Source organism: Paenibacillus alvei DSM 29 (assembly GCF_000293805.1).
Taxonomy (GTDB): Bacteria; Bacillota; Bacilli; order Paenibacillales; family Paenibacillaceae; genus Paenibacillus_B; species Paenibacillus_B alvei.
This window is the reverse complement of record NZ_AMBZ01000010.1, coordinates 135,389-147,641: the sequence shown is the minus strand read 5'-3', so window position 1 is coordinate 147,641 and position 12,253 is coordinate 135,389. Positions and strand designations below refer to the sequence as shown.

Below are 12,253 nucleotides of genomic sequence, written 5' to 3'. Positions count from 1 at the left end.
ATGGATAGACCGTGCAAGTTAAATGAGGCTTAAATAGAAAGGAAAACAACTTGGTGACATCAACTAGGCTTCTTAAGCTGTTCCATGCTTTGTTTTACTCAACGAATGCCGTACTGCTTTCTTATTTGCCGCTCCTATTGCGGGAGCGGGGCTTCGAACCGTTTGAAGTAGGCACTTTATTAATGTTGGGGCCTTTTCTGGCGATGTTTGCACAGCCTGCCGCAGGTCTGATTAGCGACCGCATCCGAAAGGTTCGCCCCCTATTGATCGGCCTGTGGATTGTATTGGGAATATCAGCGTCATTAGCTTTTTTGACAACGGATCGTATCCTTGTCGCGGTTAGTATTCTGATTTTGTATATTTGCTATCTTCCATCGATTTCCTTGCTTGATACGTTAACAGTTAAAATAGCCAATTCAATGCAGCAATCGTATGGAGCCGTTCGCCTTTGGGGATCGGTTGGTTTTACCATTACGGCTGTAACGCTAGCGCAGGTATTCGATTTGCTGGGTGGAGTGGATTCGCTATTCTGGATGTATTTGCCGGTTTGGTCCAGCTTTTTTGTCGGCATGTTCTTTTTGAAGGAACCGAGATATGAGGATAGTGAGACTGATGAAGTGGTGAATATGACCATTTTGAAAAAGGCGCTTACCATTCCATCCTTGCTAGTATTGCTTGCTCTTATTTTTGTCATTGGGATGCCTCACCGGATGAACGATGCGCTATTGTCGCTGCATATGAGCGATTTGGGCGCAACCTCCGGGCAGATCTCGATTGCGTGGGCCGTTGCAGGATTCAGTGAAGTTTTTGGCTTCCTCATTATGGGTCGAATCATGAAGCGCTACCGAATGCTGACATTGCTTTCCGTTGTCAGCATGTTATATGCGCTTCGATGGCTGTTGTATTCGATCACGACTGAGCCGGTGATGCTAATCGCGCTGCAAGGAATGCATTCGATTACGTATGCTTGCTTCTGGGCTTTGGCAATCGAATTCGTAGTGCAGCTTCTTCCGCAGAAATTAGCAGCTACAGGACAATCGATGCTTGGTATGGTGTTCTTTGGCTTGTCCGGATTGGCAGGAGGAGTTGTTGGGGGAGCATTGCAGGAGTCGTATGGCGGCGGCGTCATGTACAGCATTGGCTTCATTCTTGCCCTTCTTGGAACGGTGGGGTTCATGTTATGGATCCGCAAGGATCGCCAGCGTAGACTTGCAATTGAACAAGAAGCAGCAATTTAACATTGATGTAAATGGACAGGAAATTACCCTAACAGGCTGATGGCGATAGGGCAGGGAAATGGAATCATAATAAAAACGGGGCAGCCCTGAGTAGAATGCTACTTAAGGCTGCCCCGTTTGTTATATTCACCGGATAGATTGGGGTAAATTAGAATTTGAATACTTGGATGGTACGCTGCAGTTGGATGACCTTTTGCTGCATTTGCTCAGTAGCGTCGGCCATCGCTTGTACGGATGTAATCTGTTCATTCATTGAAGCGGATACTTGTTCCGTTCCAGCAGCAGATTGCTGGGTAATGGCTGAGATGTTCTCAACGGCACTCGAAATAGTAACAGCGCCTTCAAGCATCGCATCGCTCTCATAGGCAAAGGTTGCGATCCGCTCGGTGATGAATTGGATGCTGTCTACGATCTCCAGGAATATACGTTCCGTTTCTTTAATCAGATCAGTTTGAGCGTGTACAACTTCTTCGTTGATATGAATATTCGTTATTGCTTGGCGGATGCCGGATTCAATGCTTTTTACGAGTTGAAATACTTCCTTAGTCGAAGCAGACGATTCCTCAGCCAGCTTGCGAACTTCTTGGGCGACGATCGCGAATCCGCGTCCATGTTCACCTGCACGTGCTGCTTCAATGGATGCGTTAAGAGACAATAAATTGGTTTGTTCCGCAATATCCGAGATGGTTCGTGTAATCTTGGAAATGCCCTCTGCCTGTCTCGCTAGTTCTTCGATTGTTGAGGCAACCTGATCAGTTGCTTCAATATTGCGTTGCATGCCGGCACTTTGCGTCTCTACTGCGGTTCTTCCCTTGGTAACAAGCCCTACAGTGAAAGCGGAGCGATCGTTCATTTCCTTCGTGGAATGTGTATAAGACTCCACCTTCTGCTCAATTTGCTTGACGGAATTTGACATTGATGCAATATCCTCAGATATTTCAGTCGCACCAATTGCAAGTTCATTTGATGAAGATGTCACTTGTTCCATTACGAGCCTCAAATTTTGATTCATATGGTACATCTCTCTGCTCGATTCGGATACGTGGCGAGTAATATCGGTTGTTTGCCGCAAAATTTCACGAAGCTTAATGATCATGGAATTGAATGCATGCCCAAGTTCTCCAAGTGAATCATTGGTCGTAACGGTAAGGGTTTGGGAGAAGTCGCCCTTGGATACTTGAAGGGCTGACTGGGCGATGTCTTTGATTGGAGCACTCAATGAGTTTTCGAGAAGGTTTATGATGGGATAACTGATGCCGATTAAGATAGCAATAATGATTATGCCGGTTGCAACACTTACATCAGCTAGGAGTAGGACTATTGTCGCCAATGCGAATAGACCAACGATACCGTAACAGCCGAACAACAGCTTTTGTTTGAAGTTTAACCGATAGAACCAGTTCATGAGACCGCTCCTTTTTTCACTGTCATTCCATAATATAGAATTTGGAATTATTATAGCATCGGCGGAGAGGATGGTCTATGAAAATGTTAGCAATTTCAACACGATTAGACGAAATTCGTCAACGTTCAAATAAGGATATGTAAGAATGTGTTGATTAAGGGAAAATAATCCTGTATACTGTGACTAAAGAACCAAAAATTTGAAGCTTGTCTTCTGTGAGAAAGGGAGGAATCAATCAATGAAATCTGTTTCAATGCCATTGGCTAGGCAAATCAGCCTAGTTTTTGACCAATTAGAATCAGAACTGATTGGCCTGACAGGTGGGACAATTGTAGTGTGCCTTCGCAATGATATTGTGGGCAAATTCGGAGTCAAGCACGATGCTTTAGAAAGCTGCGGTGGGGAGCTTAAGCCGGTTCGACAAGGATTAACGAGACAGCAAGTATCCCAATTTTTACAAACAGCTATTGAGAGTTTGAAGCATAAGAAGAACTGGACGCACGGCGAGATTGTGTACGACTTTACGGTGAAGCATGGTGAGTTGCAAGTTAGCACATGGTTTGAATCCAACTACAATATGGTTCATATTTTGGAGAAGAAGGAAGATAGTTTACATACTTACAGAAATGTATCCTAATGAAATAAAAAGTAAAAACAAATGCTTTATTCAACTACAAAGCAGGAGTACCTTCCGACAGTTTACTGTAAGTAGGACGCTCCTGCTTTTTCGTTAAGTATGGGTGTAGCTTTACAATCTCAACAGCTATAATTAGCGAGCGCGACCAGCCAATTGCTGTTCAGCAATTTGCACAAGACGCTTTGTGATGTAGCCTCCGATGGAGCCCATATCACGAGATGTATAGTTACCGTAGTAACCGTCTTGGGAAATTGGAATACCCAATTCTTGAGCAATCTCAAATTTCATTTGTTGAAGAGCTGCTGTTGCTTGAGGAACAACGAGATTGTTGCTGCGGCTTCCGCTTCCTTGTTGTTGATTTGGCATGTTGTTCACCTCCTTGTGATAGTTATTATGGAGAGATAGAGGTGAAATATGCGAGAGGAAGTGATCGTTTTGGAATGTAAATAATGCCAAGTCTGGATGACTTGGCATTATGGCGGAAAGTGAGTTGATATTCGGACACGCTCCCATTTATGGGTGCTGAATTTCAAGTTCCAATTGAAGAACAATCGGCTTGTTCGGTTCGAGTTCTATTAGGCCCGTAACATCATTGCCGAACGGAAGATTAGGTGCATCAGGAAGCCATGTATAAGGTTCCACACAAATAATCTCATTGGCATTGCCTCGCGTATAGAGCACCCAATGTTTAAACCATGGTTCGTTGCCTGTATAACGAATGCGGTATCCATCTTCGCGGGATAGCCAAGCTTCAGGCTTATGCTCCCCAATGCTGAACACGGTATCGAAGTCGGTCCCCTCTAAGTTCATTCCTTCAATCAGTTGTTCATTATCGCCAAGCGGCAATGTATTCCCTGTCATAATGAGCTCCTCGTCAAGTTCGTACACACCTGTAACAGGAACCTGCAGTTTCCAACGTTCCGGTTCACCGTCAAGCTGGAACCAGGTATGTGTCCCGAAGCCAAATGGTGCAGCCTGACCGCCGACATTGGTGACTTGCAGCTGCTGAGTCAACTGGCTCCCCTTTAGTTCATAAGTAAGCTCGAACTGGAGCGGAGTAGGGTATTGCTCCATCCAGTGCTTGTCATCAGAGGAGTGGAATTGAACGGTGACCATAGCGCGATCCTCCAAGGCTTCAGCTCGGACAACTTGCCAAGACTGCAAGCGATGGAGTCCATGGATATGGTTGTTGTTGGCTGTATTTTGATCGAATTGATAGGAGACGCCAGCATACTGGAATTGTCCCCGGCGGATTCGTCCTGGAGGCATAAGCATCGGAATGCCGAAGTGATAAGGCTTCGTCATATAATAATCTAGATCGCTTTCGGCTGGTGTACGCAGTATGTCGCGTTCAAGCACTTTGTCCCATAACCGAATGAGATTAGCGCCTAGCGATGGCAGCAAGGTTGCCTCAAGTGTGTCGCTATGCAAAATGACGGTTTCATACTCGTTCCATGTGCCTTTCGTTATTTGGTACATGCGTTTTGCCCCTTTACTCGTGGAGTTATGTAATGATTAGTTACTTTTCATGATAGCAAATTCATGCTTGAAAGTCATTGAAGCTAAATTAGGGTGGAGAATTGCCAAAGACATGGCATAGACTGGAGATTGATTGACAAATCGATAAATCTTCGCTATTCTTATGGCTAATTCTTAGTTATGTAGAGCTCGCATAAGTGAGGATCGAAATCGAAAACAAAGAAATTGATGATGAGGGCAAGTACGCTATGCGGTAGCTCCAGAGAGTCGGTGGTTGCTGTGAACCGACGCGAATGCATAGGTGGAATGGGCCTCGGAAAGCTATGTTGAACCTGTGAAATACATGAAGTAGACATGGCCGCAGCTCAGCGTTACTGAGTATAAGGCTTGCAGAGAGGAAGTCGGCAATTGCTGATGAATGCTTCCTTGTTGTGCTCGTAAGATAGGGTGCAGTATCATTGAATATGCAGGCGAATTAGGGTGGCACCACGGTTCTTCGTCCCTTGCGGATGAAGGGCCTTTTTTGCGTTCTAGGAAGAATGATATTTTGTAGAAAAGGAAGTGTTGCGTGATGAAACGCGTACTCTCGGGTATTCAGCCAAGCGGTCAACTGACACTCGGTAACTACATTGGAGCAATCCAAAATTTTGTGAAGCTGCAGCATGAGCATGAATGTTTCTTTATGGTTGTAGACCTGCATGCGATAACTGTTCCACAGGAGCCGGAAAAACTGCGGGAGCAGACAGAGGCTGTCGCTGCCTTGTATATTGCAGCTGGCCTGGATCCAAACAAATCGAACATCTTCCTGCAATCTCATGTTCATCAGCATGCAGAGCTTGGATGGTTGATGACGACACTCTCCTATATGGGTGAGCTGGAGCGAATGACGCAATTTAAGGATAAGTCGGAAGGCAAGCAGTCAGTAGGTACGGGATTATTCGTATATCCGGCATTGATGGCTGCAGATATTTTGTTATATCAAGCTGACCTTGTTCCTGTTGGCGATGATCAAAAGCAGCATTTGGAACTTACACGAGATTTGGCTGCCCGGTTCAATGGGCGTTTCGGCGAGTTCCTGACGGTGCCTGAACCCTATATTCCAGAAGTAGGGGCGCGTATTATGTCATTGGATGATGCCTCCAAGAAAATGAGCAAAAGCAATCCTAACCCTGGAAGCTTTATTGCCTTGCTAGATGATCCAGCTGTCATTCGCAAGAAGATCAGCCGTGCGAAGACGGACTCTGAAGCGCTTGTGAAGTACGATCCTGCGAATAAGCCGGAAATCAGCAACTTGATGAGCATTTATGCTCACGCTGCTGGTATGTCTATTGCAGAAATTGAAGCGAAGTACGAAGGGCAAATGTACGGTCCTTTCAAGAAAGACTTGGCAGAGCATGTAGCTGCGCTCATCGAGCCGCTTCAAGCCCGCTATCATGAGGTAAGACGCACAGGTGAACATCACGAGGCGCTGCGTCGTGGTGCTGAGCGAGCACGTGAAGCGGCAGAGCAGACTTTGACGGAAGTGAAGCGCCGGATGGGCTTTGTTCTCCCGCAGTAAATGTGAACGGACTAACGGCCTTGAAGCCTTACTGGTTTGCTGTACGCTCTTGTTGAGCGGCTCCTCGACGACGAAGCTTAGCCTTTACAATGAAGCCTAATCCCATATTGATGATGGCTAGCGCAGTAAAGAGGAGAGCAAGCCAGACACTGTGGCTGATGGATATGGCTGTTGCGATTAGCAGTGCGATTGACGAGCAGGCGAACCATAGAGATAACCATTTGTTCATAGGGATGACTCCTTTTCGCAAAATAATGTTACAGATAAGTATAACATTTTGAAGGCCGGATAAAATAAGTTTGCAAGCTTGCACAACTAGAAGCGCCTAATTGCGAAAGGAGATTCACCTATGTCTAATCGTTCTGGCTCCAACAACTTGGTTGTTCCTCAAGCTACTGCTGCATTGCAGCAAATGAAATTCGAAATTGCTCAGGAATTGGGTGTTCCAATTCCACAAGACGGCTACTACGGGAACTACACTTCCCGTGACACTGGCTCTATCGGGGGATACATGACGAAGCGTTTGGTGCAAATGGCACAACAATCGCTTTCCGGTGGTTCCCGCTAATCGAAATGCACTAATGATTTGGCTACCCTGCGCGCGTGCGGGGTAGCCTTTTATTATTTGCGAACAATTGAAAACATCGGAATCGTAAAACACAAGTACAAAAAGAAAGTGCATAGCCTTCTGTCTACACAGAGCACTCTGCACCTCACATTGATTTACCAAAAACTTTATTTTACTCGTACTCCAATCCAAACCGCTTGCCGGTATGGGATTTGTTCAACCACCCGACAAAATAATCAAGCGTCTCATACTTGGCGTTCATCATGACAACTGCTACAAGAGGAAACTGCTTGCGATGCCTATACCTGACGTCAGCCCAGCGGACGGCATACCCATAGCCCGTTGGCTCTACTGTCGCACAAGCATATTTTGAAATATAGAGCAGTGCCTGGACAGCAGGATGCTCTTTTGATGCCTCTACCGCAGGGTGCTGATCACAGTAGGCTGTCTCCGTCCAATGGAGTCGGTTGTGATTCCAATTCCCGATTCGAAATGTGCCCTCTGGCAGCGGCTTGACCACATTCCATCTGGAAAGGGATACAGTTGGAATGAGTGTGTACGTTTGAGAAGGGACGTATTCTTCATCGAAGAGAAGCATTTGATCCTTCAACTTCTTGTGCACTGAGGCCCTCCATATGAAATATACAACGAGCAGCGCATACAGAACGGGAAACACAATTCTTGGCGATGCGATACCTAGCCCCCACAAGGCAACAGCAACGAGGTGGGAGGAAAAAATGATTGGATCAAACAGGGAGATGAAGTCAAAGGACAGCCACTTGTCTGTAATGGGCCAAGCAGCCTGAGTGCCATAAGCATTGCACAGGTCAGTAGCGACGTGTATGACTACGGCCAGCGCTGTCCACAGCAGCACATGCCAGAACAGGGCACCTTTGCTCAACCAAGTAGTAAGTCCTGAGATTAGCAGCGCCCATATCGGCATCATTGGAATTGAATGCGAAATGCCTCGATGCTGACGGATATAGGCAGTATTGTTCTTTAACTTGAGCGCTACATCTGCATCTGGAGCCTGCGACCCAAGGAGAACGCCGAAAAAAACGGCTGTAGCCGTAGCCGGATGGGTCATGACGGCTGGATCAATATGAGAAAGTCCGGCAAGCCCTAATCCAATGACAGCGTGTGTGCTTGTATCCATATTCGTAATCACCCTCTTGTATTGTGAGCAATTATGTACCAGAATATGACTCATGAATTCAATTTACAAGTAAATGCAGTGGGGGCAACCTAATAAACAAGGGGGAATTCAACAATGAACATTATATTCGTCGAGTATCGAGTTGATCCGGATCAACGAGCACAATATCTAGAGCAAATTACGGAGCGTCTGAAACAGTTTCCACAAGTTGTATTATATGAAGGGACTGATCAACCGAACGTTTTTGTGGAGCAGTGGATGAATACAACGCCCGAAGATTATAAGCGTCTGAAACGGATTCGACTGGAGGATTCCAGCGAATGGGATGCGATTACAGCATGTATTCCTGGCGGCAAGTCTAAGCTGCATATATGGGAGTTTGCATCTATTTCGTCGCAAGGATAATTACTCGAATGTGAGGAAGATCCAATAGATTGTCAAAATGATGAACGATGCTGCAATACATTGTCAGCAATTGGACGTTTTTGATATGATGAAAATTACAGCGGAAACACTTCGTTTCTGCTTTGGTTTGTACTACACAAGGAGGATAAGGTCATTTTGGATAAACAATATACTTATCAGGCTTCTTCCGATTCCGTTCCGTTGTCGCCAGAACCGATGCGGGTGGATTTATGGAAAGAGTTTGTTCAGTTAACAAAGCCGGGCATTATTCGCTCTAATCTTATGGCTGCGTTCGCAGGTTTTTGGGTGGCCGCCAAGTGGGATATTCCATGGGTGACCTTGCTGTGGATGATGGTTGGTACGGCACTCACCATGTCATCCTCATGCGTGTTCAACAACTATTTTGATCGAGACTTCGATATGAAAATGGAGCGAACGCGCAACCGCTCGCTTCCGACAGGACGCTTGAAGCCAAATGTTGTACTCTGGTATGCCATTATTCTCGGCATTGCGGGTCTATCCGTCTTGTTCCTGCTGACGAATCCGTTGACAGGCTGGTTTGGCGTTCTCGGCATGTTTGTGTATGTAGTTATTTATACATTGTGGCTGAAGCGGACATCTACGTGGAGCACGTCCGTGGGTGCGATTTCAGGAGCAATGCCTCCTGTTATGGGCTACACGTCAGTGACCGGTCAAGTGGATATCGGGGCAATACTGCTGTTCCTCATCCTATTTTTGTGGCAGCCGCCTCACTTCTGGGCGCTTGGTATACGCCGGGTAGAAGAGTATCGAGCTGCAGGCTATCCTTTGCTGCCGGTAGTCAAAGGAATTGAGCGGACAAAGAAGCAGATGATCCCATATGTGGCACTTCTGCTACCCGTTACTTGGCTGTTCTATGCGTATGGATATGTTAGCTGGATTTACAGTGCGTTAGGAACAATTCTCAATCTAGTTTGGTTGTACATCTGCATCTCAGGCTTCAAGGCGAAGGACGATGAAGCTTGGGCGAAACGAAATTTCTTATTCTCCATTAATTGGCTGTTGCTGCACTTGTTCATTCTTGTCTTGGATACAATGGGGAAAGCTTGATCACGAACTTCATAAATTTGAATTCAGCCTGACCAATATGGGAGCATACCGGGAGGAACAAACGATGTCTCAATGGGCGAAGAAATATTCTTTGCAAATCTTCTTAATGTCATTGGTTGTGGTATTTGCGGTCATTGCCGCATGGTTATATTGGCCGCGTGAAGATTTCAAAAAGGCACCGGATTTTTCAATGCAAAATGTGGATGGAAGCACAGTAAGTCTTGATAGTACGAACGGAAAGGTTAGGCTCTTCTATTTCTATTTCACGAATTGTCCGGACGTCTGTCCACCGACAACGTTCATGCTGTCCGAAGTCCAGACTTTGCTGAAGGACAAAGGCGTGTTTGGTAAAGACGCAAGCATTGTATCCATTTCATTTGATCCGGAGCGAGATACGATGGATGCAATTAAGAAGTGGTCGCAGAAATTCAACGCTGACTACTCAGGCTGGTACTTCCTTCGTGGTCAAGAAGCGGACGTAGCGAACATGATGCCAGCGTTGGACTCTGCGGTTATGAAGGATCAGGACGGTAACTTCACGCATTTGAATGTCATCACACTTGTCGATCAGAAGGGCAACATTCGCAAAGCGTACAATGCAAATGATCGTGAGCGAACAACGCCTGAAGTGATTGCAGAAGATGTTATGAATTTAATTAAGTAATTGGTTAGCTAAGCGGGGGGAGATCCGGATACACGATGTATTCGTCTAATCCCGCTTTTTCTAATTGCTGAATCAAATAATCATCAGGTGTTCCTTCTACCCCTGCATAACCTCGGCGCGTATATAGATGCTCTGCATCAGGAAATGTTTCTCGAAGCACAGCACGAATGCGTTTCCCGGAGGAGTCATTATCCATAAATAAGTATACGGGCTTATCCCCAACCTGCATTCGCAGCTTCTCCGTTCGTTCGGTATTCAGTGTTCCAAATGTACACATGATGTCCACCTCGTTAGCCAACAGCCTGCGTAGGCGGCTGCGGTCGTTTTTGCCTTCAACGATGAGGGCGATTTCCATCGTGTTCACCTTCTTTCCATAAAGCGGTACGGAAAATATCCGAGTCTGATAAAGGAAAAGATCAGCCGGATGATTTCGGGCTAACAGTAGTGTACCACGAAAGATGAAATCCGTTGCAGTGCCATGAGGAATGCCGCATAACAAAATTGGCTTGCCCGTAGGCAAGCCGTATAAGGAGAGAGCGAGATGGGGGGTTACAGCAGAGGAGCACGCAAAATGATGACGAGCAGGATGAATAGGGCGAGAATTACGGTGGTTGCTGTCCAGAAGCATGAACTGAATCTCAGCCCTGGGCCACCGTAAGGCTCAACATAATTACCCATCTTGATTCACCCGCTTTCGTCGGTAGTCATTTCTCATAATCATTGTATGTTAGCGGAACAATCCTGTTCTGTGCATTCACCCATATATGAGAATATGGGCGAATGCTGTATGAAGTAATCAAGCTGCAACAGGGTGAAGCGCTCCATTTACTCGATTCGTTATATAGTTGGACGTGTTGTTGGCGGTCGGCTGCTATGGATAGGCTTGCCAATAGTTGTTTGCTTGCCTGGAGGTAGCAGCGTTACAGCCAGCATGAGCACGAGAAAGGCTATGAAATAAGGGGATACATGACCGCGAAGCTGACCGGCAACCATAGGTCCAATGAAGGATCCGATGGAAGAAGCAATCGATAAGATGGAAAAGATCCTTCCATATCTAGCACCGCCACTCAACAGCAGGAGGTGTGCAGACAAAGCGGGTAAAATAATTCCTTTCGTCATGCCGATCAGAAATAAGGTGACAAGAAGAGGAACAGGCCAGTGCACCGCAAGGACGAAGAACAGAAGCGCTAATGAAAAGGAGCCGATCCATGTGCGCATATAAGCCGAGTATTGATTCAAGAACAGCATGCTTAACGTAAGCAGCGCACCGAGGCTGACAGCCGAGAATAGTACGCCTGTCTTCATAATGGAGGTAAGTGCGTCAGTCATAAATGGCAGTTCGAAAAATAAAATGCCCTGCGAACAGGCGATGGCAAGCGGCATAAAGTAAAAGCGCCATGGAATAGCAGGTGATGGGGCTATTGTTGACGTAGGGACGCTTGGTGTTGTCGTCTTAGAGAAGGAGTTCTCCTGTACATCCCGAATAAACAGCCATGCCATTGCTCCTACAAGAATAAGGCCAATCCCCAGTGCTTGGAATGCCATGACGAAGCCAATCTTGGACACGAGATAAGCACCAGCGGCAGGAGATACCACAGAGGCAAGTGTATGAACAAGCCCGTTGCCAGCCATTAGCTTGCTTTGATGAACATGATCGCGTGCCATGCGTGCAAGCAAGGATAAGCAGGCAGGGGAGAGGAACGCGAGTACAAATCCGCTAATCGAGCGCAGAATCAGCAGTTGCCACGGATTGACGACATGAGCCTGCAACATGAGGATGATTCCGGCTCCAATGAGACTGAACACGATGAAGATACGGCTGCCAAAGCGGTCGACGCCATAACCGGCCATGACGTTGCCAGGAAGATGGGTGAATGAATACATGCCCATCATTAACCCGATGAAGGATGGAGCGGCACCAAGCGAAATTGCAAATGGGGTCAGAATCGGGTATTGCGCATGCAAATCAAAAAACGCAACGAATAAAAACAAGTAGAGCCAAAAGACAGAACGCAAGCCAGTCACCTCCAGATCGCTATGGTATACTTGTACGT

The 12,253-nt window shown here is 46.4% G+C and carries 14 protein-coding genes and 1 other annotated feature; of the genes, 7 read left to right on the top strand and 7 right to left on the bottom strand.

What is annotated here, in order from left to right:
- Window positions 1–53: 53 nt before the first annotated feature.
- Window positions 54–1,238, top strand: a complete 1,185-nt coding sequence (locus tag PAV_RS26335) for an MFS transporter (RefSeq protein ID WP_005551155.1) — start codon at window positions 54–56, stop codon at window positions 1,236–1,238.
- Between the two features lie 148 nt (window positions 1,239–1,386).
- On the opposite strand, the gene PAV_RS26330 is transcribed toward PAV_RS26335, so the two are convergent.
- Entirely contained in the window at window positions 1,387–2,643 is a 1,257-nt protein-coding gene (locus PAV_RS26330) for a methyl-accepting chemotaxis protein (RefSeq protein WP_005551154.1), read from the bottom strand.
- 238 nt (window positions 2,644–2,881) lie between these two features.
- On the opposite strand from PAV_RS26330, the gene PAV_RS26325 reads away from it, so the two are divergent.
- Window positions 2,882–3,280, top strand: coding sequence for a hypothetical protein (locus PAV_RS26325; RefSeq protein WP_005551152.1), 399 nt, complete (start codon window positions 2,882–2,884; stop codon window positions 3,278–3,280).
- A 132-nt stretch (window positions 3,281–3,412) separates the two neighbouring features.
- On the opposite strand, the gene PAV_RS26320 is transcribed toward PAV_RS26325, so the two are convergent.
- Both PAV_RS26320 and PAV_RS26315 read right to left on the bottom strand, forming a co-directional pair.
- On the bottom strand, window positions 3,413–3,646 hold the full coding sequence (locus PAV_RS26320) for an alpha/beta-type small acid-soluble spore protein (RefSeq protein WP_005551150.1): 234 nt from the start codon (window positions 3,644–3,646) through the stop codon (window positions 3,413–3,415).
- Window positions 3,647–3,793: 147 nt separating this feature from the next.
- On the bottom strand, window positions 3,794–4,759 hold the full coding sequence (locus tag PAV_RS26315) for an aldose 1-epimerase (RefSeq protein WP_005551148.1): 966 nt from the start codon (window positions 4,757–4,759) through the stop codon (window positions 3,794–3,796).
- Window positions 4,760–4,978: 219 nt separating this feature from the next.
- Window positions 4,979–5,266 (top strand) — a binding site (T-box leader).
- A 64-nt stretch (window positions 5,267–5,330) separates the two neighbouring features.
- Between PAV_RS26315 and trpS the strand changes: the two genes are divergently transcribed.
- Window positions 5,331–6,317, top strand: a complete 987-nt coding sequence (gene trpS / locus PAV_RS26310) for a tryptophan--tRNA ligase (RefSeq protein WP_005551146.1) — start codon at window positions 5,331–5,333, stop codon at window positions 6,315–6,317.
- Window positions 6,318–6,345: 28 nt separating this feature from the next.
- Here the strand turns inward: trpS and PAV_RS26305 are convergent, their stop codons facing one another.
- Complete coding sequence (locus tag PAV_RS26305; RefSeq protein ID WP_005551144.1) at window positions 6,346–6,546, bottom strand: DUF5325 family protein; 201 nt, start codon at window positions 6,544–6,546, stop codon at window positions 6,346–6,348.
- Window positions 6,547–6,666: 120 nt separating this feature from the next.
- Between PAV_RS26305 and PAV_RS26300 the strand changes: the two genes are divergently transcribed.
- Window positions 6,667–6,885 (top strand): alpha/beta-type small acid-soluble spore protein, encoded by a 219-nt coding sequence (locus tag PAV_RS26300; protein WP_005551143.1) that lies wholly within the window; start codon window positions 6,667–6,669, stop codon window positions 6,883–6,885.
- A 172-nt stretch (window positions 6,886–7,057) separates the two neighbouring features.
- Here the strand turns inward: PAV_RS26300 and PAV_RS26295 are convergent, their stop codons facing one another.
- Entirely contained in the window at window positions 7,058–8,041 is a 984-nt protein-coding gene (locus tag PAV_RS26295; protein WP_005551142.1) for a metal-dependent hydrolase, read from the bottom strand.
- A gap of 114 nt (window positions 8,042–8,155) precedes the next feature.
- Here PAV_RS26295 and PAV_RS26290 point away from each other — a divergent pair, with 114 nt between their 5' ends.
- From PAV_RS26290 to PAV_RS26280, 3 genes are all read left to right on the top strand, one after another.
- Complete coding sequence (locus tag PAV_RS26290; protein WP_005551141.1) at window positions 8,156–8,446, top strand: hypothetical protein; 291 nt, start codon at window positions 8,156–8,158, stop codon at window positions 8,444–8,446.
- Between the two features lie 156 nt (window positions 8,447–8,602).
- Complete coding sequence (cyoE, locus tag PAV_RS26285) at window positions 8,603–9,535, top strand: heme o synthase (RefSeq protein ID WP_005551139.1); 933 nt, start codon at window positions 8,603–8,605, stop codon at window positions 9,533–9,535.
- 64 nt (window positions 9,536–9,599) lie between these two features.
- The gene (locus PAV_RS26280; RefSeq protein ID WP_005551138.1) at window positions 9,600–10,199 is read left to right on the top strand and encodes an SCO family protein; all 600 of its coding nucleotides are present in this window, start codon (window positions 9,600–9,602) and stop codon (window positions 10,197–10,199) included.
- A 4-nt stretch (window positions 10,200–10,203) separates the two neighbouring features.
- On the opposite strand, the gene PAV_RS26275 is transcribed toward PAV_RS26280, so the two are convergent.
- Both PAV_RS26275 and PAV_RS26270 read right to left on the bottom strand, forming a co-directional pair.
- Window positions 10,204–10,554 carry a toprim domain-containing protein gene (locus tag PAV_RS26275; protein ID WP_040736939.1) on the bottom strand — a complete coding sequence of 117 codons (351 nt, stop codon included), beginning with the start codon at window positions 10,552–10,554 and terminating at the stop codon, window positions 10,204–10,206.
- A 482-nt stretch (window positions 10,555–11,036) separates the two neighbouring features.
- A complete protein-coding gene (locus tag PAV_RS26270; RefSeq protein ID WP_005551135.1) occupies window positions 11,037–12,215 on the bottom strand; it encodes an MFS transporter in 1,179 nt (392 codons plus the stop codon).
- Window positions 12,216–12,253: the final 38 nt, after the last annotated feature.

What these genes read in the sequence shown, in the direction of transcription:
- PAV_RS26330 (WP_005551154.1), bottom strand. Translation starts at nt 2,643, where the DNA reads ATGAACTGGTTCTATCGGTTAAACTTCAAACAAAAGCTGTTGTTCGGC.
- PAV_RS26325 (WP_005551152.1), top strand. Translation starts at nt 2,882, where the DNA reads ATGAAATCTGTTTCAATGCCATTGGCTAGGCAAATCAGCCTAGTTTTT.
- PAV_RS26320 (WP_005551150.1), bottom strand. Translation starts at nt 3,646, where the DNA reads ATGCCAAATCAACAACAAGGAAGCGGAAGCCGCAGCAACAATCTCGTT.
- PAV_RS26315 (WP_005551148.1), bottom strand. Translation starts at nt 4,759, where the DNA reads ATGTACCAAATAACGAAAGGCACATGGAACGAGTATGAAACCGTCATT.
- trpS (WP_005551146.1), top strand. Translation starts at nt 5,331, where the DNA reads ATGAAACGCGTACTCTCGGGTATTCAGCCAAGCGGTCAACTGACACTC.
- PAV_RS26305 (WP_005551144.1), bottom strand. Translation starts at nt 6,546, where the DNA reads ATGAACAAATGGTTATCTCTATGGTTCGCCTGCTCGTCAATCGCACTG.
- PAV_RS26300 (WP_005551143.1), top strand. Translation starts at nt 6,667, where the DNA reads ATGTCTAATCGTTCTGGCTCCAACAACTTGGTTGTTCCTCAAGCTACT.
- PAV_RS26295 (WP_005551142.1), bottom strand. Translation starts at nt 8,041, where the DNA reads ATGGATACAAGCACACACGCTGTCATTGGATTAGGGCTTGCCGGACTT.
- PAV_RS26290 (WP_005551141.1), top strand. Translation starts at nt 8,156, where the DNA reads ATGAACATTATATTCGTCGAGTATCGAGTTGATCCGGATCAACGAGCA.
- PAV_RS26280 (WP_005551138.1), top strand. Translation starts at nt 9,600, where the DNA reads ATGTCTCAATGGGCGAAGAAATATTCTTTGCAAATCTTCTTAATGTCA.
- PAV_RS26275 (WP_040736939.1), bottom strand. Translation starts at nt 10,554, where the DNA reads ATGGAAATCGCCCTCATCGTTGAAGGCAAAAACGACCGCAGCCGCCTA.